The sequence below is a fragment of the Pseudomonas sp. efr-133-TYG-23 genome (genome assembly GCF_030209215.1).
Taxonomy (GTDB): domain Bacteria; phylum Pseudomonadota; class Gammaproteobacteria; order Pseudomonadales; family Pseudomonadaceae; genus Aquipseudomonas; species Aquipseudomonas rhodesiae.
Genome location: NZ_JARVSL010000014.1, coordinates 26,942 through 50,457 on the forward strand (window position 1 = coordinate 26,942; position 23,516 = coordinate 50,457).

General features: G+C 58.6%; 20 protein-coding genes, 1 tRNA gene and 2 pseudogenes. 17 read left to right on the forward strand and 6 right to left on the reverse strand.

Features of this window, described 5'->3' with window-relative positions; genetic code table 11:
• Positions 1 to 251: 251 nt before the first annotated feature.
• The 5 genes from mgtA to QRN41_RS09550 all read left to right on the forward strand — a co-directional run bounded on the left by mgtA (position 252) and on the right by QRN41_RS09550 (position 8,794).
• On the forward strand, positions 252 to 2,957 hold the full coding sequence (gene mgtA, locus QRN41_RS09530) for a magnesium-translocating P-type ATPase (RefSeq protein ID WP_034137759.1): 2,706 nt from the start codon (positions 252 to 254) through the stop codon (positions 2,955 to 2,957).
• Positions 2,958 to 2,973: 16 nt separating this feature from the next.
• Positions 2,974 to 3,690 carry an MgtC/SapB family protein gene (locus tag QRN41_RS09535; RefSeq protein WP_034097241.1) on the forward strand — a complete coding sequence of 239 codons (717 nt, stop codon included), beginning with the start codon at positions 2,974 to 2,976 and terminating at the stop codon, positions 3,688 to 3,690.
• 300 nt (positions 3,691 to 3,990) lie between these two features.
• The gene (locus tag QRN41_RS09540; protein WP_034097243.1) at positions 3,991 to 4,620 is read left to right on the forward strand and encodes a response regulator transcription factor; all 630 of its coding nucleotides are present in this window, start codon (positions 3,991 to 3,993) and stop codon (positions 4,618 to 4,620) included.
• A gap of 1 nt (position 4,621) precedes the next feature.
• On the forward strand, positions 4,622 to 8,236 hold the full coding sequence (locus QRN41_RS09545; RefSeq protein WP_285421481.1) for a transporter substrate-binding domain-containing protein: 3,615 nt from the start codon (positions 4,622 to 4,624) through the stop codon (positions 8,234 to 8,236).
• A gap of 135 nt (positions 8,237 to 8,371) precedes the next feature.
• Positions 8,372 to 8,794: an ANTAR domain-containing protein gene (locus QRN41_RS09550; protein ID WP_285421482.1), complete on the forward strand. Its 423-nt coding sequence runs from the start codon at positions 8,372 to 8,374 to the stop codon at positions 8,792 to 8,794.
• 75 nt (positions 8,795 to 8,869) lie between these two features.
• Here QRN41_RS09550 and QRN41_RS09555 read toward each other — a convergent pair whose 3' ends face one another.
• On the reverse strand, positions 8,870 to 9,940 hold the full coding sequence (locus tag QRN41_RS09555) for a 3-deoxy-7-phosphoheptulonate synthase (protein ID WP_123480173.1): 1,071 nt from the start codon (positions 9,938 to 9,940) through the stop codon (positions 8,870 to 8,872).
• Between the two features lie 619 nt (positions 9,941 to 10,559).
• Here QRN41_RS09555 and QRN41_RS09560 point away from each other — a divergent pair.
• The gene (locus tag QRN41_RS09560) at positions 10,560 to 11,309 is read left to right on the forward strand and encodes a carbon-nitrogen hydrolase family protein (RefSeq protein ID WP_167417410.1); all 750 of its coding nucleotides are present in this window, start codon (positions 10,560 to 10,562) and stop codon (positions 11,307 to 11,309) included.
• Positions 11,310 to 11,741 carry a GNAT family N-acetyltransferase gene (locus QRN41_RS09565; protein ID WP_167417411.1) on the forward strand — a complete coding sequence of 144 codons (432 nt, stop codon included), beginning with the start codon at positions 11,310 to 11,312 and terminating at the stop codon, positions 11,739 to 11,741.
• Between the two features lie 35 nt (positions 11,742 to 11,776).
• Here the strand turns inward: QRN41_RS09565 and QRN41_RS09570 are convergent, their stop codons facing one another.
• Complete coding sequence (locus tag QRN41_RS09570; protein ID WP_034097254.1) at positions 11,777 to 12,016, reverse strand: DNA-binding protein; 240 nt, start codon at positions 12,014 to 12,016, stop codon at positions 11,777 to 11,779.
• An 82-nt stretch (positions 12,017 to 12,098) separates the two neighbouring features.
• Between QRN41_RS09570 and QRN41_RS09575 the strand changes: the two genes are divergently transcribed.
• The 7 genes from QRN41_RS09575 to QRN41_RS26295 all read left to right on the forward strand — a co-directional run bounded on the left by QRN41_RS09575 (position 12,099) and on the right by QRN41_RS26295 (position 16,953).
• Positions 12,099 to 12,464, forward strand: coding sequence for a helix-turn-helix domain-containing protein (locus QRN41_RS09575; protein WP_034097256.1), 366 nt, complete (start codon positions 12,099 to 12,101; stop codon positions 12,462 to 12,464).
• 151 nt (positions 12,465 to 12,615) lie between these two features.
• Positions 12,616 to 13,257 (forward strand): response regulator transcription factor GacA, encoded by a 642-nt coding sequence (gene gacA / locus QRN41_RS09580; RefSeq protein ID WP_003190387.1) that lies wholly within the window; start codon positions 12,616 to 12,618, stop codon positions 13,255 to 13,257.
• Between the two features lies 1 nt (position 13,258).
• Positions 13,259 to 15,082, forward strand: a complete 1,824-nt coding sequence (uvrC, locus tag QRN41_RS09585; protein ID WP_034137765.1) for an excinuclease ABC subunit UvrC — start codon at positions 13,259 to 13,261, stop codon at positions 15,080 to 15,082.
• Between the two features lie 32 nt (positions 15,083 to 15,114).
• On the forward strand, positions 15,115 to 15,675 hold the full coding sequence (gene pgsA, locus QRN41_RS09590; RefSeq protein ID WP_034137766.1) for a CDP-diacylglycerol--glycerol-3-phosphate 3-phosphatidyltransferase: 561 nt from the start codon (positions 15,115 to 15,117) through the stop codon (positions 15,673 to 15,675).
• 63 nt (positions 15,676 to 15,738) lie between these two features.
• Positions 15,739 to 15,814: transfer RNA gene (locus tag QRN41_RS09595), tRNA-Gly, on the forward strand.
• A 223-nt stretch (positions 15,815 to 16,037) separates the two neighbouring features.
• Entirely contained in the window at positions 16,038 to 16,286 is a 249-nt protein-coding gene (locus tag QRN41_RS26290) for an Arm DNA-binding domain-containing protein (protein WP_425326814.1), read from the forward strand.
• Between the two features lie 94 nt (positions 16,287 to 16,380).
• Complete coding sequence (locus tag QRN41_RS26295; RefSeq protein ID WP_502941881.1) at positions 16,381 to 16,953, forward strand: tyrosine-type recombinase/integrase; 573 nt, start codon at positions 16,381 to 16,383, stop codon at positions 16,951 to 16,953.
• Positions 16,954 to 17,374: 421 nt separating this feature from the next.
• On the opposite strand, the gene QRN41_RS26300 is transcribed toward QRN41_RS26295, so the two are convergent.
• The gene (locus QRN41_RS26300) at positions 17,375 to 17,776 is read right to left on the reverse strand and encodes a hypothetical protein (protein ID WP_167389883.1); all 402 of its coding nucleotides are present in this window, start codon (positions 17,774 to 17,776) and stop codon (positions 17,375 to 17,377) included.
• A gap of 51 nt (positions 17,777 to 17,827) precedes the next feature.
• Positions 17,828 to 18,771: pseudogene (locus QRN41_RS09610) on the reverse strand (LysR family transcriptional regulator).
• Between the two features lie 295 nt (positions 18,772 to 19,066).
• Here QRN41_RS09610 and QRN41_RS09615 point away from each other — a divergent pair.
• Together QRN41_RS09615 and QRN41_RS09620 are read left to right on the forward strand one after the other, a co-directional pair.
• Positions 19,067 to 19,911, forward strand: a pseudogene (locus tag QRN41_RS09615) (SDR family NAD(P)-dependent oxidoreductase).
• 2 nt (positions 19,912 to 19,913) lie between these two features.
• Positions 19,914 to 20,798: an SMP-30/gluconolactonase/LRE family protein gene (locus QRN41_RS09620; RefSeq protein ID WP_285421484.1), complete on the forward strand. Its 885-nt coding sequence runs from the start codon at positions 19,914 to 19,916 to the stop codon at positions 20,796 to 20,798.
• An 11-nt stretch (positions 20,799 to 20,809) separates the two neighbouring features.
• On the opposite strand, the gene QRN41_RS09625 is transcribed toward QRN41_RS09620, so the two are convergent.
• Positions 20,810 to 20,962, reverse strand: a complete 153-nt coding sequence (locus tag QRN41_RS09625) for a hypothetical protein (RefSeq protein WP_285421485.1) — start codon at positions 20,960 to 20,962, stop codon at positions 20,810 to 20,812.
• 166 nt (positions 20,963 to 21,128) lie between these two features.
• On the opposite strand from QRN41_RS09625, the gene QRN41_RS09630 reads away from it, so the two are divergent.
• Entirely contained in the window at positions 21,129 to 21,749 is a 621-nt protein-coding gene (locus tag QRN41_RS09630) for a TetR/AcrR family transcriptional regulator (protein WP_285421486.1), read from the forward strand.
• A 213-nt stretch (positions 21,750 to 21,962) separates the two neighbouring features.
• Here QRN41_RS09630 and QRN41_RS09635 read toward each other — a convergent pair whose 3' ends face one another.
• A complete protein-coding gene (locus QRN41_RS09635) occupies positions 21,963 to 23,432 on the reverse strand; it encodes an efflux transporter outer membrane subunit (protein WP_285421487.1) in 1,470 nt (489 codons plus the stop codon).
• Positions 23,433 to 23,516 lie beyond the last annotated feature (84 nt).

Below are 23,516 nucleotides of genomic sequence, written 5' to 3' on the forward strand. Positions count from 1 at the left end.
GCAAGATAACGCGCATGCTTTCGATGCCGTTGTCTCGCCACTAACGCGAGAAGCGGCATCCCGGCCGCAGCCTGTCCTGGCTGTGCCTCGATCCTCTCTCATCGACGCTGACCAGCTCCCGGGTTCTCTCGGGCTGCTACGGACGCGCCTGCCTTTTATCCGGCGGGCGAGCCCGGTGCGACTGTGCCTGTTCGGCGCGGTGCGCACGGGCCGTACCTGCACGACGGTTTCCTCGCGCAGGAGTAATACTCATGAACCTCGCTCTGCTTAAAGAGTTCTTCGCCGGCTTCCTGCGGACCCGGCACATTGCCCGGCACTTCCGTCGCCTGGCCATGCTTGAGACCGTCAACGACGCCAGCGTCAGCCGCGAAGTGCCGCCGACCCTGGCACAAACCCTGGTCGGCGCGGCTAACAGCAGCGCTGTGCAATTGCTCGGTACGCTGGGCAGCCACACCGACGGCCTGACCGCCGCTGAGGCCGACGCTCTGCGCGTGCAGTACGGCCTCAACGAGGTCGAGCACGAGCAGCCGCTGCCGTGGTGGGTGCACCTGTGGCACTGCTATAAAAATCCGTTCAACCTGCTGCTGACCCTGTTGGCGGTGATCTCCTGGCTGACCGAGGACATGAAGGCCGCCACGGTGATCTTCTCCATGGTGGTGCTCTCGACCTTGCTGCGCTTTTGGCAGGAGGCCAAGTCCAACAAGGCCGCCGATGCGTTGAAGGCCATGGTCAGCAACACTGCCACGGTGCTGCGCCGGGATGACGGCAAGCGCATCGAACTGCCGATCAAGCAGCTGGTGCCGGGCGATCTGATCGTGCTGTCGGCCGGGGATATGATCCCCGCTGATTGCCGCGTGCTCAGTGCCAAAGACCTGTTTGTCAGCCAGGCGGCGATGACCGGCGAATCGATGCCGGTGGAAAAATTCGCCCAGCAGCAGGACGCCCAGACTCGTAACCCGCTGGACCTGGAAAACATACTGTTCATGGGCACCAACGTGGTTTCCGGTGCGGCCACGGCGGTGATCCTCACCACCGGCAACAGCACCTATTTCGGCGCGCTGGCCCAGCGGGTCACCGCTACTGACCGTGCAACCACCTCGTTTCAGCATGGGGTGAACAAGGTCAGTTGGTTGCTGATCCGCTTTATGTTCGTGATGGCGCCGCTGGTGCTGTTCATTAACGGCTTCACCAAAGGCGACTGGACCGAAGCGCTGCTGTTCGCACTGTCGATTGCCGTGGGCCTGACCCCGGAAATGCTACCGATGATCGTCACCTCGACCCTGGCCAAGGGCGCGGTATTTCTGTCGCGCAAAAAAGTCATCGTCAAGCGCTTGGACGCGATCCAGAACTTTGGCGCGATGGACGTGCTGTGCACCGACAAGACCGGCACCCTGACCCAGGACAAGATTTTTCTGGCACGCCATGTCGACGTGTGGGGCGAAGAGTCCGACGACGTCTTGGAAATGGCCTACCTCAACAGTTACTACCAGACCGGCCTGAAAAACTTGTTGGACGTGGCGGTGCTTGACCATGTGGAAGTGCACCGTGAGCTGAAAGTGGGTACGGCGTTTCAGAAAGTCGATGAGATTCCGTTCGACTTCAACCGCCGGCGCATGTCGGTGGTGGTGGCTGAACAAGGCCTGCCGCACCTGCTGATCTGCAAGGGCGCCGTGGAAGAGATTCTGTCGGTGTGCAACAGCGTGCGCCATGGCGACACCAATGAAGCGCTTACCGAAGAACTGCTGGCGCGCATCCGGCAGGTGACTGCTGCATTTAATGAAGAAGGGCTGCGCGTGGTAGCGGTGGCCGCGAGGCCAATGACAGCGGGGCGTGACACCTACAGCCTGGCCGATGAAAACGACCTCACGCTGATCGGTTATGTGGCGTTTCTCGATCCGCCCAAGGAAAGCACTGCACCGGCACTCAAAGCGCTCAAGGCCCACGGAGTGGCAGTCAAGGTGCTGACTGGCGATAACGAACTGGTCACCGCCAAGATCTGCCGTGAAGTCGGCCTGGAGCAACAGGGCCTACTGATGGGGAACGACATCGAAGCGATGACCGACGCTGAGCTGGCCACGGCGGTGGAAACCACCAACGTGTTCGCCAAGCTCACGCCGGCTCACAAGGAACGCATCGTGCGCCTGCTCAAGGCCAACGGGCATGTGGTGGGCTTTATGGGCGATGGCATCAACGATGCGCCGGCGCTGCGTACGGCGGATATCGGTATTTCGGTGGACAGTGCGGTGGACATCGCCAAGGAAGCCGCGGACATCATCCTGCTGGAAAAGAGCCTGATGATCCTGGAGGAGGGCGTGCTGGAAGGCCGGCGCACCTTCGCCAACATGCTCAAGTACATCAAGATGACCGCCAGCTCCAATTTCGGCAACGTGTTCTCCGTGCTGGTCGCCAGCGCGTTCATTCCGTTCCTGCCGATGCTGCCGATGCACCTGCTGGTGCAGAACCTGCTGTATGACATCTCGCAGATCGCAATTCCGTTCGACAACGTCGATGCGGACATGCTGGCCAAACCGCAGCGCTGGCAGCCGGGGGACGTGGGGCGCTTTATGTTGTTCTTCGGGCCGATCAGTTCGATCTTCGACATCACCACCTTCGCCCTCATGTGGTACGTGTTCGATGCCAATACGCCGGATCACCAAACCCTGTTCCAGTCCGGTTGGTTCGTGGTGGGCCTGCTGACCCAGACGCTGATCGTGCACATGATCCGCACCCCGAAAATCCCGTTCTTGCAAAGCCGTGCGGCGCTGCCGTTGATGGTGATGACCGGCGTGATCATGGCGGTGGGCATCTTTCTGCCAATGGGCCCGCTGGCGCATTACTTCAAATTACAGGCGCTGCCATCGCTGTACTTTGTGTTTTTGCCGGTGATTCTGCTGGCGTACATGGGGCTGACCCAGGCGGTGAAGGGCTACTACATCCGTAAGTTTGGCTGGCAGTGAAACGGGGTGATTTACCATGCAGGCAATCAACAACATCAACCTCGATTCCCTGATCGATACCCTGGTCAGCCTCACCGCGGCGTTTATTCTCGGTGGGCTGATCGGCTTCGAACGTCAGTATCGCCAGCGCACGGCGGGGCTGCGCACCAATGTGCTGGTGGCGGTGGGCGCGGCCATTTTTGTCGACATGGCCAACCGCCTCGGCGGCGCGGACGGCGCGGTGCGCGTGGTGGCGTATGTGGTGTCGGGCATCGGCTTTCTGGGGGCCGGGGTGATCATGCGCGAAGAAGGTAATGTGCGCGGGCTTAACACCGCCGCCACGCTGTGGGCGTCGGCGGCGGTGGGGGCCTGCGCCGGCGCGGACCTGATTCTCGAAGCGCTGCTGGGCACCTTGTTTGTGCTGGCGGCCAACACCTTGCTGCGGCCGATCGTGAATAACATCAACCGTCAGCCGCTGGATGTGGTGTCGGCGGAGGTCACCAACATCCTGTACGTCATCGCGCGGCGTACCCAACAAAAAGCCGTGTTGGCATTGCTCGAAGCGGAACTGGCGCGCTGCAACTACCCGGCCAGCGACGTGGACGTGCGCCCGTTCGGTCCTGAGGAAGTGGAGATTGAGGCCACACTGGCCGTGACCTCGGTGGACGGTGACGAGTTGGATGCTCTGGTGGCGCGCATCTCTATGTCGACCCTGGTGGTGCAGGCGTTCTGGAGCCCCAGTACCACCGAATAACCCCCTGAGGCAGACGCCTACGCTGACGAGCTTGGCTATGCTGTGGTGAGGAAAATTCCTACAAGTATTCGGGACTAGCCCTTCATTTGAACACGCGCACCGTTGCTATGGTTGCGCGCTTGCGCCCGCTTCAGATCAAGGCGCAACGCTACGTTTTTACTGTGTGTTCAAAAAGGAAGGGCCCGTACTGCCTGTAGGCGTTGCGCTGAGTTTCAGAACCGTTTGTCGGAACTGTTACTTTTCACAGGTAGATGAGGCTCGCTTGATATGTAAGCGTATTGATCCTCCCAGGGGAGTCTTATGAGCAACAAAGCTTTAATTGTGGATGATCATCCTTTTATACGTGCCACCGTCAAATACCTGTTGAAGCAAGAAGGCTTCGATAAGATTTTTGAAGCAGGCAATGGTGCCGATGCGATGCAGATTGCTCGAGAGGAACGCCCGGACCTGGTCATTCTCGACTTGGCGATGCCCAAGCTCGGCGGGCTGGAGGTTATCAGTCGTATCAAAGCCCTGGAACTTCCCTGCAAGATCCTGGTGCTCACGTCGTATCTGGCGGAGTTCTTTTCCACGCGCTGCATGCGCGCCGGTGCGATGGGGTTTGTCGCCAAAACCGGTGAGCTCGATGAACTGCAAAAGGCTATCAGGGCGATCCGCTCGGGCTACAGTTGCTTTCCCAGCCTGGCTACCAGTTCGGTGCGCCGTGACGATCTACAGTCCTCGGAGAAGGAATTGGTGGATTCGTTGTCGGACCGCGAACTGACTGTGTTGCAGAAACTGGCCCTGGGCCTGGGCAACAAGCAGATCGCCGCGGATATGCTGTTGAGTCACAAGACCATCAGCACCTACAAAACCCGGCTCAAGGAAAAACTACGCATGTCCTCGGTGGTGCACTTGTCCAAGTTCGCCCAACGCAATCACCTGATTTGAAATGATCACCTCTCGGCTGGCGAAACTCACGGCCATCCTGCTGATAGGGCTGTTGCCGCAGGCGGCGATGGCCCTGGACGATCCGCATCAACTGCGGTTGCTGGGGCACTCCACGCTGGAAAACGCCTCCGTGACGCTGGACGAGGCCGATTGGCGCTGGCTGCGGGAGCGGCGCACGCTGGTGATGGGGGTGTCCGGGCCGGATTACGCCCCGTTTGATTTAACCAACAACAAGAACGAACTCGAAGGCATCACCGCCGATTATGCGGCGTTGATCGCCGGGGTACTCCACGTGACGGTGGAGGTGCAGCGCTTCGATACTCGCGATGAGGTGATCGAAGCCCTCAAGACCGGTGTCGTGGATTTTGTGGGCTCGGCCAATGGCTATGAGGCGGCTGACCCGCAATTAGTGCTGTCCCGCTCTTATGCCAATGACCAACCGGCATTGGTCACACGCACCGGCGACAGTCACGCCCTCAGCGCGGACCTGGCGGGCAAGCGCGTGGCGATGCTTTACCACTATATGCAGCCCGATGCCGTCCAGGCCTTTTATCCCGATGCGCAGTTGCTGCTGTTTGGCTCGACGTTCGAAGCCATCGGCGCCGTGGCGTTCGGCCAGGCAGATGTGTACCTGGGCGACGCGATCAGTGCGCGTTACCTGATCAACAAGAACCACCTCAATAATGTGCGCTTGGCGGACTTCTCTGCGTTGGAGGTCAACCCGTTCGGCTTTGCCTTCGTCAAGGACAATACCCGTCTGCTGACGATTATTAACGCCGCGCTGGCCGCGGTGCCGGCTAACCAGCAGATGGAAATCCTGCGCCGCTGGAGCGCTGGCGGCAGCGGCTTCCTGGAAGCCGACCGGCTACGTTTGAGTGCGAGCGAACAGCGCTGGCTGGAGAAAAATCCCCGGGTGAAAGTAGCGGTGCTCGACAAGTTTGTGCCGCTGTCGTACTTCAATGAGAAGGCGCAGTTCGAAGGGTTGAGCGCCGAGGTGTTATCGCGCATCAGCCTGCGTACCGGTTTGAAATTCGACGTGGAGCGTGGCAGCTCGCTGCCTCGGCAAATTGATGAGGTGGGTAGCGGCCAAGCGGACATGCTGGCGGTCGTCACGCCAAGCGTGGAGCGCTCAGAGAAAATCCGTTTTACCCGGCCCTACCTGTCCAACCCCTATGTATTAGTGGTGGCCTCAGGCAATGAAAACCTGATCACCCTGGAAGACATGGTCGACAAGCGTCTGGCGTTGATCGGCGGCGGTGGTCTGGCGTCCTACATCGCCGTGCATTATCCGCGGATTGATTTTGTCGATGTGGAGAACCCTGAGCAGGCCATGGCGTTGGTGGCCAGTGGCGGTGTGGAGGCCGCCGCCGTTTCGCTGATCAGCGCGCGCTACATGATCGCGCGCCATTACCGTGACGGACTGCGCATCACCAGTACTATCGGCACCGAGCCGGCGCGCATCACTTTCGGGGTCAATCGTGGCCAATTGGAGCTGTACTCGATTCTCGACAAAGCCTTGCTGAGTATCACGCCCGAAGAAATGGACGAGCTGACCAACCACTGGCGCAACGAGATCATCCTGGAAGACAGCTATTGGATACGCCACCGCAATGTGATCATTCAAGGCTTTGGCCTGGCGGCACTGCTGCTGGTGGTGACGTTGGGCTGGGTCCTCTATTTGCGCAACCTGATCCACAAGCGCTCCCAGGCTGAGCGGGCGTTGAGCGATCAGATGCGGTTCATGAGCGTATTGATCGATGGCACGCCCCATCCGATTTATGTGCGTGACCGCCAGGGTCGGCTGATGGCCTGTAACAATGCTTACCTGGACGTGTTCGGCTTCAAGCTCGAAGACGTGATCGGCAAGACCGTGGTGGAAACCGACACCGGCAACCCGCCCCAGGCCCAGTCGTTCCATGCCGATTACCTGCAATTGATGGAGCGTGGCGAGCCACAGATTCATGACCGCGTGCTCAAGCTTCCCAGTGGCGAAGTGCTGACCATCTATCAATGGATGCTGCCGTACCGTGACGGTGACGAAAAGGTCGTGGGCATGATTGCCGGCTGGGTCGACGTCAGTGAGCGCCAGCGCTTGCTGGGCCAGTTGCAAGAAGCCAAGGAGGAAGCCGACGCCGCCAACCGGGCCAAGACCACGTTCCTGGCCACCATGAGCCATGAGATTCGCACCCCCATGAACGCCGTGATCGGCATGATCGAACTGGCGCTGAAGAACGCCGAGCAGGGCCGTGCCGATCGCGATGCTCTGGAAGTGGCGTCGGTGGCCTCGCGCGGCATGCTGGAGCTGATCGGCGATATTCTCGATATCGCGCGCATCGAGTCCGGCCATCTATCCCTGACCCTGGCTCCGGCCAACCCGCACGAACTGCTGACGTCAGTCGCGCGAGTGTTCGAGGGCCTGGCGCGAGACAAGGGGCTGGCGCTGCAGGTGGAGCTCGATCCGTTGATCGACTGTGCGGTGATGCTTGACCCGTTGCGCTTCAAGCAGGTGGTGTCCAACCTATTGGGCAATGCGATCAAGTTCACCGCCACCGGCCAGGTGCGCCTCGGCGCAATGGGCACAACCAGTCTGGACGGTCACTTGAACCTGCGGTTATGGGTCGAAGATACAGGCATCGGCATCAGCGCCGAAGACCAGCAGCGCTTGTTCAACCCGTTTATACAAGGCGGCAATCACGAACAGTCCGCGCGCAGCGGTTCAGGCCTGGGGCTGGTGATCAGTCGCAACTTGTGCGAGATGATGGGCGGCCAATTGCACCTCACCAGTGTGCTGGGCAAAGGCACACGGATAGACGTGGCGTTGGTGCTGGCGCTGACGACCGAGGCGCCGGTCTCTTTGCCTGTGCCGCACATTCCGCCGGCCCGGGCGCTCAACATCCTAGTGGTGGACGACTACCCGGCCAATCGCGTGTTGTTGGCGCGGCAACTGAGTTTCCTTGGGCATCATATCGTGACGGCCGACGACGGCGAGCAAGGGCTGGCGTTGTGGCAGAGCGGGCATTTCGATGGGGTGATCACCGATTGCAATATGCCCCTCAAGGATGGTTACGCGCTGACCCGCGACATCCGCGCCCAAGAGCGTCAACGTGGCCTGGTGCCGTGCCTGGTGTTGGGATTTACCGCCAATGCCCAGCCCGAAGAAACCGCGCGTTGCCGCCAGGCCGGTATGGACGGATGCCTGTTCAAACCGACCGGTCTGGAGGATTTGCGCTCGGCGCTGGCGCCCCTCACAGCGCATGCCGCCACCAATGCAGCTGAACCAGTGTTCGACTTGAGTGCGTTGATCTCGCTGACGGGCGGTGACAAGGCTGCCCTTGATGAGCTATTAGCGCCTTTGCTTGCCAGCCTTAAAGAGGATCGCGCCGTGCTGCCGGCGTTGTACGAGCAGCGCAATTTATCCAAACTGCATGACCTGGCCCATCGCGTCAAAGGTGGCGCGCGCATGGTCAAGGCCCAAGTGTTGATCGCGTGCGCCGAAACCCTGGAAACCGTTTGTGAGCGCCAGCAACTCGACGCCTTGGGCGCGGCGGTCGAGGCGATAGGGTTGGCTATCGACAGCTTGCACCATAGCCTGGCGCTTTACTGCAATCAGACATGACGGCAATAAAAGGTCATTCGGTTGATTTGGGAGAACTCCTACGTGAACGGGGAACATGCCTGATTTTGTCGTCGGAATATGTCTGGACAATGGGCAGGGCTCACCAACGAGCACTGCCTGCCCAGGGGGGTTGCCATGCCGAACAAAGCACTGACTATCCTGATTGCCGATGAACAGCACCTGCAACGGCTGTACATCGAAAAAATGCTCAATCAATTGGGGTACCACCGGATTGTCCCGGTGCAAACCTTCGAAGAGGTCCAGATACTCACGGCCATCCCGGCCGAGCCGTTTGATGTGCTGATCATCAATGCGGGGCTGCTGGTCGATACTTGCGAGCCGCAACCTCAGGCGCGTCATGTGCTGGTCTACGACCACCTCGACCTCTGCAAGCCGACCGGCGCTACGCCGGCGGTACTGGTGCGCTTGCCGGGTGTACCGGACAACGTCAATCTCGAACACTTTATGGATATCATCGACCCACCCGAGGTCGCTACCGGCCTGCGGGTGTTGCCTTGGCTACGCGAGCTATCCCGCCAGCCAGTGGCCGGAGTCTAGCCCCGCTGCGGGACGATGCCTGGGCCGCTCAGCAGCGGACATGACTGCACTACGCGGCGAGCACGTTCGGCTGAATCAGCAGCGCTCGCGCAAGCGTTGTGCCGCGCCGCGTAGCAACTGCTCGGTGCTATCCCAGCCCAGGCATCCATCGGTCACCGACACACCGTATTGCATCGACGCGCTCAAGGGCTGGCAGCCCTCGAACAAATGGCTTTCAAGCATCATGCCGATCAGCGAGGTGTCGCCCTGCAGGCGTTGCTCCAGCACGTCGTTGAACACCGCCGGTTGCCGCAATGGGTCCTTGCCACTGTTGGCATGGCTGCAATCGACCATGATCCGCGCCGCCACCTTGGACTTGGCCAGGTCGCCCTTGACCTGCGCCACGCTCTGCCCATCGTAGTTCGGGCCTCGGTGGCCGCCGCGCAGCACCAGGTGTGTATCAGGGTTGCCTGAGGTCTGGATGATCGCCGGATGCCCCTGGCTGTCGACGCCGAAGTGGCGATGTGGGTGGGCCGCCGAGCGCATGGCGTCACAGGCGATGGCGACGCCACCGTCGGTGCCATTCTTGAAGCCTACGGGCATGTCCAGGCCGCTGGCCATTTCGCGGTGGATCTGCGATTCGGTGGTGCGCGCGCCAATTGCCACCCAACTGAGCAGGTCGTCGAAGTACCCGGCGGCCATTGGCTGCAGCAGCTCGGTCGCGACCGGCAGGCCCAGACGCAGCATTTCGCGCATCAATTGGCGTGACAGGGTCAGGCCGGCGGCCATGTCATCGCTGCCGTCCAGGTGAGGATCATAGGCCAGACCTTTCCAGCCGATGGTGGTGCGCGGTTTTTCGACGTAGGCACGGATCACCAGCAGCATCTGGTCGCTGACTTCGAGGGCGAGTTTCTTTAACTTGCGCGCGTATTCCATGGCCGATTCGGGGTCGTGGATCGAGCACGGGCCGACAATCACCAGCAAACGCGAATCTTCGCCATTGAGGATGGCACGCACGGCTTGGCGATGGGCGTGGATCTGTTCGACAAGGAACGGACTGAGCGGCAACTGGTGCTTGAGCTCAAGGGCGCTGGGCAGACGCTGGGTCAGGGCCTGATTGGCACTGATCAGGGTGGAGACGGGCAGAGCGGCGACGGAGGAGTTCATATTCAAGGCTTCCTGGGCGAGCAGCGGGCGATTCCCGCGCTCAGCCCTACAGGGGTGTTCGACAATTGGCCATATCGGCGATGTGTGTTGGTTTGCCACCCATAGGTGACCGATCGGAGGCGGCAGGCTGTCCCGAGCGGAGCTGGCTAAATCGCCATGCGGTGCAAGTGTCGTAGCGGTAATAGGTGGCGTAGTTCATGTCGTGCTTCCTGTTAAGTGTTCGTGATCAAGCAAAAAGAATAAGTGTCAGAAAAAACAAAACCCCCGGTCGGGGAGCCGACCGGGGGTTAGATTTCTCTGGCAGGCGACCCCTTGAGTAGTGGCCGCCGATTTCAGGTATCAGGCGCGCCAGTGGCTAAACCAATACCCAAAATAAAAGCTGACAGGTGCGCTCGAACCGTTCACGCAGGCGACCGACACCGAACGCATGGCGCTGGCGGCTAGGCATACCTGAGGGTGGGCGAGTTGCAACATGTTATGTCTCCAAACGATGGCGGGAGCTTACTAGAGACGCGCGATGGGATTCAATCGGTAATTTCTATTGCATGAAGGGACTTACCGCTATGGGGGAGTGCCGATATGCTGGTAACACGTTACGACTGATTATTCGGACACCCCCATGACGGCCTTGACTCTTGCTGCGGCTCAATCGATTTCCGTCCCCGGCGATGTGCCTGCCAACATCCGCAGGCACATGGCATTTATGCAGGTGGCGGCAGAACAGGGCGTACAACTGCTGATATTCCCTGAGCTGTCGCTGACCGGTTATGAGCCTTCGCTCGCGGCCGACTTGGCCATCGCACCAGACGCTGCGCAACTGACGCCTTTGCGCGTAATGGCCAGGGAGCTTGGACTGACCGTCGTGGTGGGGATGCCGATCCGGCTGGTGCCCGATGCCGGTGTCATGATTGGCGCACTGGTACTTGGAGCGGATGGTTCCCGGGCGGTCTACACCAAGCAGCACCTGCATCCAGGCGAAGAAGTGGCGTTTGTCCCGGGGCAGGGCGGTGTGGCCTTAGCGTTCGGGGATGACCGCATCGCTTTGTCGGTATGTGCGGACTTCACTCATGCCAGGCATGCGCGTGCCGCCGCTGAAGCGGGCGCGAATGTCTATGCCGCCAGCGTGCTGATCAGCGAAGGCGGTTATGCAAAGGATTGTGCACAGTTGCAAACTTACGCCGCCGAATATCGTTTGCTGGTGTTGATGGCCAATCATGGTGGCCCATCGGGGGGCTGGGATTGTGCTGGCCGTAGCGCAATCTGGTCCGCCGATGGCCGATTGCTTGCCGCTGTGCCTGGCGTGGGCGAAGCACTCTTGGTGGCGCGCCGCAATAACGACGTGTGGGCTGGCCACGTAGTGGCGCTCTGAATGATGTTTAACCTGCGCGCCGCCACGGACAATGACCGAACTTTCGCCCGAACCCTGACCTATGAGGCGATGAGCCGCTACTACCAGCAGTATGGTTTGCTGTGGTCCAACGATGGCTTTGATGTGGCGTGGGACGGTCGCGAAAACTGGCTGATCTGCCGCGAGGCTTCAGTTTTGGGCTTTATCAGCTTGAGCCGCGACAGCAAGGCGCTCTACATCCGTGAGCTGCATATGCTCGAAGGCTGTCGTGGGCTGGGCGCCGGCAGTTGGGTGTTGCAGCAAATGGCCCTGAAGGCGCAATCCTTGGGGCTATTGCGATTGACCGTGTTCAAAACCAACCCGGCGCGCAGGCTGTATCAGCGCATGGGGTTGAGCATTGTTGGCGAAGAGGATTGCTTCTGGCGCATGGAGCGCGTCTGTCGTCCAAGCTAAACAGTGCGTGTAAACCTAATAAGCGCATACTGGCCTCAGGAGTCGACTTCCTGATCGTTGTTTTGGCCATCAGCCTCAGAAAGGATGATCCCTTCTTTCATACCCAAAAGGACCGCTACCTTATGGGCCTCTCCACGTCGCCCCTTTTTGCGCCCAGCGAGCACTTGATAGGTGGTTGCCGGATCTACGCCATGTTCACGGGCGAACGCTTGAACTGACTTTCCTTGATGTTCCAGCCAGGCCTTGGCTTGTGCAGCAGTACGGATTCCGGGCATAGTTCAAAACCGTTCAAGTTCGTTTAACGAAGAGATGAGGGTGTCACCTCTTGGGGTGTGCCAACTAGGATCATACATCCAAATGAGTGGAATCGGTTCGCGTTTGAGGCAAGAAAGAGAGCGACTTGGCCTGTCGCAGAAAGTTTTTGGTGAAATTGGAGGTGTCGAAGCCAATGCACAAGGTAAATACGAAAGCGGTGGGCGCGCGCCTAAAGCCGATTATTTGTCACGCGTCGCTGCAAGAGGCGTGGATGTGCTCTATGTATTGACTGGCACTGCCACGCCCCTTCAACTCGATAATTTGAGCCAGATCGAAGAGAAAGTATTGGGTGACTACCGCGCGATGTTCAAGGAGGACCAAGATGCAATTCGTCGCCTCACCTCCACCTTGGCCGAACACAGCGCTTCAGTGAACGGAAAATCCAAGGTCCAGCCCTCGGATTCCTGACCTTTCGTCCAGCAATTGCGGCTATCCGCCCCTCGGCGGATGGCCTTTGCTTATCCAACGTCCATATATATGACGCGTGCAGCTAGGTCTGCGCCTTGGTTTTTTGCTAAGGTGTTCAGCAACCTATAAGACCATATCGCGAGGTGTCTGCTTGATTAGGGTGCTAGTAGTCGATGACCATGATCTCGTTCGTACAGGCATTACACGAATGCTGGCTGACATCGACGGCCTGCAAGTAGTCGGTCAGGCCGAGTCGGGGGAGGAGTCCCTGATCAAGGCCCGGGAGTTGAAACCCGATGTGGTATTGATGGACGTCAAGATGCCAGGCATCGGCGGTCTGGGTGCCACCACCAAATTGCTGCGCAGCCATCCGGATATCAAGGTCGTGGTGGTGACTGTGTGCGAGGAAGACCCGTTCCCCACGCGCTTGCTGCAGGCCGGCGCGGCCGGTTACCTGACCAAGGGCGCCGGCTTGGCGGAAATGGTGCAAGCCATTCGTTTGGTGTTTGCCGGTCAGCGCTATATCAGCCCGCAGATTGCCCAGCAGTTAGCTATCAAATCGTTCCAACCCACCAGCGATTCGCCGTTCGACGCCTTGTCTGAGCGGGAGATCCAGATCGCTTTGATGATCGTCGGCTGCCAGAAAGTGCAGACGATCTCCGACAAGCTGTGCCTGTCGCCCAAGACCGTCAACACCTACCGTTATCGTATCTTTGAGAAGCTCGCCATCAGCAGTGATGTTGAATTGACCCTGCTCGCGGTGCGCCACGGCATGGTGGACGCCAGCGCCTGACATGACCACGCCGTTTGATCCCAGCGCCTTTCTCTCGACGTGCAGCGGCCGCCCCGGCGTGTACCGCATGTTCGACACCGAGGCGCGCCTGCTTTATGTGGGCAAAGCCAAGAACCTGAAGAACCGCCTGTCGAGCTACTTTCGCAAGACCGGGCTCGCGCCGAAAACTGCGGCCCTGGTGGCGCGTATCGCTCAGGTCGAAACCACCATCACCGCCAACGAAACCGAAGCGCTGTTGCTTGAGCAGACGCTGATCAAGGAGTGGCGGCCCCCCTATAACATCCTGCTGCGGGACGATAAGTCTTACCCGTACGTATTCCTGTCCGACGGCAACTTCCCACGCCTGAGTATTCATCGCGGGGCCAAGAAGCAGAAGGGCAAGTACTTCGGGCCGTATCCCAGCGCGGGGGCGATTCGTGAAAGCCTGAGCCTGCTGCAAAAAACCTTTTTTGTGCGCCAGTGCGAAGACAGCTTCTACAAAAACCGCACGCGGCCTTGCTTGCAATACCAGATCAAGCGCTGCAAGGCGCCCTGTGTGGGGCTGGTGGAGCCGGCGGAGTATGCCGAGGATGTGCGCCATTCGGTGATGTTCCTCGAAGGTCGCAGCAACGCGCTCACCGATGAGTTGTCAGCGGCCATGGAGCAGGCGGCCAGTGCCCTGGATTTCGAGCGGGCTGCCGAACTGCGCGACCAGATCTCGTTGCTACGGCGGGTGCAGGACCAGCAGAGCATGGAAGGTGGCAGTGGCGATGTCGATGTGATCGCCGCGTTCGTCAACCCGGGCGGCGCGTGTGTGCACCTGATCAGCGTGCGGGGCGGGCGGGTTCTGGGCAGTAAGAATTTCTTTCCGCAGACCGGTATCGACGAGGACGTGGCCGAAGTCATGGCGGCGTTTCTGGGTCAGTACTATGTCAGCAGTCCGGAGCGCGACTTGCCTTCGGAACTGATTGTCAACGTGGTCCATGAAGACTTCCCCGCACTGATCGAAGCCATTCACGAACTGCGCGGCCGCGAGCTGGATATCAGCCATCGCGTGCGTGGCACGCGTGCGCGTTGGCAGCAACTGGCGGTGACCAATGCCGAGCAGGCCCTGAGTGCGCGCCTGGCCAATCGACAGCATGTTGCCGCACGCTTCGATGCTTTGGCCGAGGTGCTCAACCTGGACGAACCACCGCAGCGCCTTGAGTGCTATGACATCAGCCACTCCAGCGGCGAAGCCACTGTGGCCTCCTGCGTGGTGTTTGGGCCGGAAGGGCCGATCAAGTCCGATTACCGACGCTACAACATTGAAGGGGTCACCGCCGGCGACGACTACGCGGCCATGCATCAGGCCCTCACACGGCGCTTCAGTAAATTGAAGGATGGCGAGGGCAAACTCCCTGACATCCTGTTGGTGGATGGTGGCAAGGGCCAACTCTCCATGGCCCGTGACGTACTCAACGAACTGGCGGTGCCCGACCTGATCCTGCTGGGTGTCGCCAAGGGCACCACGCGCAAGGCCGGTTTTGAAACGTTGTACTTGAATGATGCTGCCCATGAGTTCACTTTGAAAGGTGACTCGCCGGCCCTGCATTTGATCCAGCAGATCCGCGACGAAGCTCACCGTTTCGCCATTACCGGCCATCGCGCCCGCCGTGGCAAAACTCGACGAACCTCAACCCTGGAAGGGGTTGCGGGGGTGGGCCCGACGCGCCGCCGCGACTTGCTCAAACATTTTGGTGGCTTGCAGGAGCTGTCCCGTGCCAGCATTGACGAGATAGCCAAAGCACCCGGTATCAGTAAAAAGCTCGCTGAGTTGATTTATGCGAATCTGCACAGCGAATAGAATGCCTTTCCACCTCGTAGCCAGTTGTGCCGATGAATATCCCTAATCTGATTACCGTTCTACGCGTCCTGCTCATCCCGATTTTTATTTTGCTGTTTTATTTGCCCTACCAATGGAGCTACGTGGCCTCAAGTTCGGTATTCGCCTTCGCGGCAGCGACCGACTGGCTCGATGGCTACCTGGCGCGGCGCTTGGAGCAGAGTACGCCGTTCGGCGCATTCCTCGATCCCGTGGCCGACAAGCTGATGGTGGCTGTGGCCCTGGTGCTGCTGGTACAGGAGCACGGCAACCTGTGGCTTACGTTGCCGGCCGCCGTGATCATCGGCCGCGAGATCGTGGTGTCGGCCCTGCGTGAATGGATGGCCGAAATCGGCGCCCGCGCCCACGTTGCGGTCTCCAACATGGGCAAGTGGAAAACCGCCGCGCAGATGCTTGCCCTGGTGATCCTGCTGGCCAATCCGTCGCATTTCACCTTTTGGGTCCTGTTGGGCTACGCCTTACTGCTCATCGCCGCTGGCCTCACCTTGTGGTCCATGCTCCAATATTTACGCGCCGCCTGGCCTCATCTGCGCACCACCGTTGAAAAGAAATAAAACATTTTTGAATCAAGGGGTTGACGGGTGATGAGGATTCTATAGAATGCGCACCACCAAGACGCGGGAATAGCTCAGTTGGTAGAGCACGACCTTGCCAAGGTCGGGGTCGCGAGTTCGAGTCTCGTTTCCCGCTCCAAATATAGATCCACAGATGTCCGCTGGACGCTGGGATCCACGAAATAGACGCTTAGGCGTCTTTTTTCGTTTCTGCGGAAAAATACTGAAAACCAGGGTGATCCAGTACGTTTAAGTACCTTTTTGAGTACCTTTTTCCGGGAAGACTCAAATTCGTATTGTTGATGGATCCTTTCAGGTCGCCAGACGAGCATCGGGTGCTGACTCTCTAACAGGAGCTCACCATGCCTCTCTCAGATATGGCAATTCGGCACGCCCGACCTACAGATAAAAACTACACCATTGGCGATTTTGACGGCTTGTCACACATGGTGACTGCCGCTGGCAAAAAGCGATGGTTGTTCCGTTTTTATTGGGAAAGCCAGCAAGCCAAAATGTCCTTCGGCAGCTACCCAGCAGTCAGTCTGAAACAAGCACGTGAATGGCGTGATGACGCGCGCAAACTGCTTGCTCAGAATATAAACCCCCGGTGAACACCGTAAGCAGCAGCGCCTTGAGGCGGAGGATGAAGGAAAACATACCTTCCAAGCGGTCTACGACGAGTGGATCAACTTCCGCCGCCTGAGCTTGAACGAAGGTCGTCAAAGCACGCTGTCACAGATCCTCAGGGTCTTCAAAAAGGACGTCCTGCCCACCCTGGTCGAGCGCCCTATCAAAAACATCACCCGCCACGACCTGCTGGCCATCCTCAGCGCCATCGAGCAACGCAAAGCTTTCACCATGGCTGAAAAGTGCCGAACCTGGTTCAACCAGTTGTTTCGTTACGCCCTGGTAAAAGTCGAAGGTATGGAACTCAATCCTGCCTCAGACCTTGACGTTGTCGCGCTGCCCAAACCACCCGTCACCAACAATCCTTATCTGCTGATGGAACGGTTGCCCGACCTACTGACGGCCATTCGAAAATACAGCGGTCACCTTCAAACCAAACTGGGATTGCGCCTGCTCTTATTGACCGGCGTTCGCACCGGCGAGTTGCGCTACGCCACACCCGATCAGTTTGATCTGGAAAAACAGCTCTGGGCGAAACCAGAACCGAGTTGGTCGTCCGCTTTTGAGGTAGACATCCAGACAAAGCCCAAGCGTTTTCTGGCGCTGTCACGAGATGGAGATAGATGGCATCACCGACCACAATTTTTCTGACATGTCCGCTTATGGCCGATTGTGTTGAAAAAGTCAGTTTTCCCAAAACACTCGAATATTAATGTATGAAAACACCTCTGTTGCCCGCTGCTACGTGAGATCCGAGTACTGAACCTTCTGCCAAAAATTCAGATTTCAATCTCAGGCGCGTACTTTTCTGGCGTGGAATTCGAGGCCGACTGTTTTCAACAGAATCGGCCAAAAGCGGTCACTCCGCATGCCTACGAAGCCAGGGGCGATTCAGGTGTCGCCGAAAACATAAAAACTGTACGCCCGAAAGTCACATCCCCTCATGGAACTTCCCGAAAAAATGATGTCAATTTGATTGCTCGTTACAGCAACAAGATTATCTTGGATCAGTCAGCGTCAGGCTATTTCCTGAGACCCCATGGAAAGAGTGATGAGAGCCATCATTGCGATGTTATTGATGTTGAGTACCTACGCTCATGCTAGTTGCAGCAGCATCAGTGACAGCGATCAACGCGCTTATTGCGAGGCCAAAACCAATGGCCAAAGCTGCGGCAATATCCGGGACAACGACCTTCGGGCCAGTTGCTCGGCGGAAATGAACGGTCAAAGCTGCGGCAACATCAGTGACAACGATCAACGCGCTTACTGCAATGCCAAAGTCAACGGTCAAAGCTGCGGCAATATCCGGGACAACGACCTTCGGGCCAGGTGCTCGGCGGAAATGAACGGTCAAAGCTGCGGCAACATCAGTGACAACGATCAACGCGCTTACTGCAATGCCAAAGTCAACGGCCAAAGCTGCGGCAACATTCAAGACAACAACTTGAGTAACGAGTGTGATGCCATAAAGCATTGATCTCCGAATCACGCATGACCAGCCGCTCTTCATCGATCCGCTGGCGCTCTAACTGATTTGGGCGGCGATCATCCCCTCGACCCGGGGAGCGGCATTGAAGTCCAGCATGGAAATGAAGCTTTCCATCAACGGTGATTCGTTGTGGGTGTTCCAGCTCATGTACAGGCCGATGGCCGGGTTGGGGGAGGCTGTCACGGCGTAGATCCGGCGAAACAGGACCTTGTCGCGCATGATTGAGTTGGCAATCGACTCAGGCACCAGGGCAACGCCAAAACCACAGGCTACCAAGCCGATCAAGGTATGGATCTGCGCTGCCTCCTGCACTACTTTGGGGTAAAAACCGGCGGCCTCACACAAGGCGATCAGCTGACTGTGATAGCCGGTGCCCAGGGCTTCGGGGGTGAATACGAAGTCTTCCCCAGCAAAATCCCTCAAGTCGATCGGACCTTCCTTCGCCTTCGCCTTCGGGTGATGGGCGGGCAGCGCCATCACGATCTCTTCGTCGAGCAACAGGCGTGACTCAACGTTTTCCGCCGAGATCGGCAACTTGCGCATAAAGGCAATATCCGCTTCCCCGGACAAAATAGCTTTGGCCTGGCTGGAAGAGGGCATCTCCTTGATGATCAACTGGACCTTGGGGTAGGTCTCGCGGAACTGGCGCAGGGTGCTGAGCAGCGACTCGTAGTAGGCGATCGACACCGCAGTCACTGTGAGTTTGCCGGCAATACCCTCGGATACTTGGCGTGCGTGTTCGATGCCCAGCCTCAACTCCTTCAATGTGCTGTAGGCAGCGTTCAGAAACGCACCGCCGGCGGGGGTCAGCTTGACCCGCGTTTATTGCGCATGAACAGACGGAATCCCAGTTTGTCTTCCAGCCGATTGATGGCTTGGCTCAACGGAGGCTGGGCCATGTGCAGGCGAATGGCGGCCTTGTGGAAATGCAGCTCTTCAGCCACGGCGATGAATTGACGTAGCAGACGGGTTTCGATCATTTCTTCTGTTCCTTCATTTGAACTGATCTGTGGACTGGGCGAGGCAATGTTACCTGTAAACAGGCGCTCGACAGGGTAAGTTGAACTTCGGACCTAAAGCTTGCAAGTGCTGTCGAGCAGGCCTGAATGCCGTGGGGAAGTGTCGGGGTGGGCCTTTAGGGGGGTAAACGCCAACGATTCATTCGCGTTGAGCGTCAACTTGATACGAGCCAAATATCAACTTGCGCCGCCGTTAGTATTAAACAGCGTGAATACCCCTTGTTAAGGTGAGGTGGCACTCAAGAGGAAACAGCCAATGAACTTTACAGGAAAGACGGCAGTTGTAACGGGCGCTGGCCGAGGGCTCGGTTTTAGTTATGCGCAGGCGCTAGCCACGCTGGGCGCCAATGTCCTGATCAGTGATATCGGCGCAGACAAGCTGGGCGCCGGGGGCGATGGCTCCATCGCCATGGAGGCTGCGCAAACCCTCAGGGACAAAGGTTTGAACGTGGTGGGGCATCATGGCGACTTGTCCAGTGAACAGGGCTGCGAGCAATTGGTGGCAACGGCTATCCAGACGTTTGGCCAACTCGACATCTTGATTCACAACGCCGGTTGGGTCGGTTATCAGGCGATTGAAGAGGCCGATACAACATTCATCGGCCGCGCGGTGGATATCAATATCTATACCCCCGTGTGGTTATGCAAACATGCCTGGAAACACTCAAACAGTCTGCTGCTGCACGAATCGTACTGACCTCATCCGACCGCGCGGTGTACCAGCAATATGCCCAACCGGGCCTGGTGGCGTATGCCGCCGGCAAGATGGCGCAACTGGGCATCATGAATGCGCTGAGCATGGAAGGCACGGATGCTGGCATCCTCGTCAATGCGGTATCCCCAGTGGCCAAGACCCGCATGTGGGGCGTGACGGGCGAACCAGAGGACCTCAAGCCTGAGTGGGTGACGCCTGGGGTGGTGTTTCTGGCGTCGCAGCATTGCCAGGACTCCGGTTATGTCCTGCGTGCCAGCAATGGGCAGTTTACGGCGACGCGGTTTGTCGAAAACCCAGGTGTCGACTACCCCGTCGACTTGGCCCGAATTAAGGCCACCAGTGCCGAACAAGTTGCCCAGCTTTGGGACCAAATTAAGGAGCATTGAATATGCCTGCTCAGGAAGAGCTCAAACTGTTTTCAGCGTGCCAGGCCGATCTGGGTGAAAGCCCGGTCTGGGATGAAGCCCATCAGTGCCTGCTGTTCGTGGACATCAGTGGCGGTCAGATCAATGCCCTGGACCAACATGGCCGCCTGACGCGGCTGTATGAGTCGCCTGCGCGCATCGGCGCCCTGGCATTGACTGAAAAGGGCAACCTGATTTTCAGCCAGAATGCTGGCGTTGCCATCCTCGACCGCACCAGCCTACGGGTCACCCAGAACTCAAAACTGGCCATTACGCTGTCGTCCTATCGCTTCAATGATGGTGCGTGCGACCCCCAGGGCCGCTTCATCACCGGGTTGATGGATGAAGGTCACAGCGGCAATACGGGCAAGCTCTATCGCTACGATGGCGGCCTTAACGCCTCGGTCATATTGGACGGCATCAGCCTGCCCAACGGACTGGCATGGACAAGTCAGGGCGACGAGTTGTTGTTCGTAGACTCGGTAGCGCGCACTCTCTACCGCGCTCCTTATCCAGCGAACGGCAACGCTCTACAAAAGTTATCGGTGTTCGCCAGGACGCCGGAAGAACTGGGCCGACCGGACGGCCTGGCGCTGGATATCGAGGATAACCTGTGGGTTTGCCAATTCAACGGAGGCTGCCTGCTGCAGTACGACCGCAATGGGGTCCTGTTGCAGACGTTGTCGGTGCCGGTGCCACGCCCCACCAGTTGCTGCTTTGGCGGGCCGGATATGCGCACCTTGTTCATTACCACCGCCAAATTCGGCATGTCGGCGACCGAACACGCGGACTATCCGGCGGCGGGTAATATCTACAGTATCCGGTTGCCGATGCCCGGGCGGCCGCGCCACCGTTTCAAAGAGCTCTAATCGCACAGGCATCAGGGACGTGGAACGCCGGCAGGTATCCGTGAATAGTCGGTCAACGCCATCACCTTTTCCTGAATCTGACCCATCATTGCGCCGTGCTCCGCGGCGCTTTTTTCTTTGATGGCGGACCATTCCTGGTCAGCCATCAGGTTTACCCAAACCATGCGCTTCCATCCGCCCATCTGATCAGATAGGCAAGCTCAGTACCGTGGTCCTGGAAAGCTTGGGAGTGGGGCGGGTTTGTGCAATATCGATGGAGCAAGTCTGGGTGACAAAAGGATAATTTGGTCACTCGTTGTCAAGCGCATTTCGGGTGCGTAAGCTAGCCGCATGAACAAGACAACCATCGCTTCCACGAGCATCCGTGGTCCTGCCGATCATGAAATCCGGAACCAGATCGTCGCAGCGGCCAATCAGCACTTCAGTCAATACGGCTATAGCAAAACCACGGTTTCCGATCTGGCGAAGGCGATCGGGTTTTCCAAGGCGTACATCTACAAGTTTTTTGATTCCAAGCAGGCGATTGGTGAAGCTATCTGTGCCAATTGCCTGGCGCAAATGATCGCGGCAGTGGAGCAGGAAATTAATGTTGGTGGCCTCACGCCGACCGAGCGTTTACGACGCTTGTTGAAAACGCTGGTGGCTACCGGTGTGAACTTGTTCTTCAGTGAGCGAAAACTCTATGACATCGCTGCTTTTGCAGCGTCTGAAAACTGGCCTTGCGCTCAGCAATACGATGCCTTGATCAGGGACTTCGTCGTGCAGATTGTGCGTGAAGGGCGAGAGCTCGGCGAGTTTGAACGCAAAACGCCGTTGGACGAAACAGTCGATGCAATCCACCTGGCGCTACGGCCTTTCGTCAATCCGTTGCTATTGCAGTACAACCTTGATGTCGTCGAGATGGCTCCGGTCCTCACCTCCAATCTCATTCTGCGTAGCTTGATGCCGTGAGCCTACGCCAAACCCTGTATAGCTTTTTGCGCTGATATCAACGTTTAGTCTGTGGGTGAACACTGCCCAACTGGGCCTGTCCGCTTGCCAATAATGTGACTGTTTGTGGGAGTGGTCACACTAATAAACAGGACATACCTGTCCTTGAGGGATCACCCTCAAGCAGCGCTGTTGCAATCAACGACTCATGGGCGCGGATCTTCCGGTCGCTCGTCACCTGAGCGGATATCGACTCGTCAGTTGGGTAGCCGAAGGCTGCCAGCCGCCGCCCAGTGCCCTGAACGTGGCGACGGCCGCGCGTGCCGATTCGGTCTGTGCCTGTGCCCGAGCGTCGGAAGCCTGAAGCAAGGTCTCGTCAGCGTGCAGGACGTCAATCAAGCTCGCCGTGCCTTTCTCATAAGCAATGAACGACGATTGGCGAGCTTGAGTCAGCGCCGTCTCGCCTCCCATGAGGGTGGTGGCTTGGGCGTCCCGATTGACCAGCGAGGAGAGCGCGTTCTCGACGTCCTCGGTGGCGCGCAGCACGGATTGACGGTAAGCGGCCAGGGCTTCGGCTTCCTGTCCCTTGGCTTGGTCGATTTGGGCGTTGATGCGGCCGAAATCGAACAGTCTCCAGCGCAGCCCCAGTACGCCAGCCGATTGACTGGCGCCGCCGGAAAAAAGATTGCCTGCGGACACCGCTGTCGCACTCCCCAGTAACGCACTTAGCGAGAACTTCGGGTAGTACTCGGCAATCGCTTCCCCGATGCGTGCGTTGGAGGCGGCAAGGCGGCGCTCGGCCACGATGAGGTCAGGCCTGCGCCGCAGCAAATCGGCGGGGGTTCCCAAGGTCGTTAACTGCGGTGCTACCGGAATGCTCCCGACCATGGCAATTTGCGTACGGTGAGTACCGGGTGGCGTGCCGAGCATGACATCGAGTGAGTTCATGGCAGCATCCAGACCGGCCTGCAGGACCGGCACCGTGGCTTGGACCTGGGCTAACGCCCCCTCGGTTTGACGCACCTCATAGCTGGCGGCAAGCCCTTTGCTATAGAGCAATTGGACTTTCTCCAGCAGTCCCTGCTGGGTTTTGACTTGTCGATTCGCAATGTCCAATCGAGCCTGCAGCCCACGGATAGTGATGTAGGTATCCGCGGTCTGCGCGGCGATGGCCAATCGTGTGGCAGCGGCGCCTGCCTCGCTGGCCTGGTACTCGGCCAGCGCCGCCTCGCGTCCGCGTCGCAGGCCGCCAAAGATATCCACTTCCCAACTGGCATTGAGGTCGGCCTCGTAGGAACTCCCATACCGATCGTAGTCAGGCGTTGAGTTCAACACCTGGCCGAGCGGGGTCTCGATGGATTGATAGGCGCGTGCGGCCTGAGCGCTGATGTTTGCTGAGGGCGCCAAAGCGGCATTGGCGGCGCTGAGTCCGGCCCGCGCCTGCGTGACTCGCGCCTGGGCCTGTGCCAGATCGAGGTTCTGCTCAAGCGCCTTGGAGACGAAGCCGGCGAGCAGTGGATCACCGAAACTCTCCCACCAGATGACCAGACTGGCAGGTGTTGCCGCTGGTCTCTGCCCGACAGAAAACGGGCCCCAGTATCGGTCCGGGAGCGGGGCGTCTGGACGGCGATAGTCCGGGCCGACCGCACAGCCTGTCATCAAGGTGGCGCTTATCAGAAAAGCAGCGGGGCGCAGGGAGAGCATTGATATTCCTTGAATCGCGGGATGTTTGTGACCATATTACTTTATGGTCACAACCTGTCAATTGAGGCCTCTGAGTTAAATTCA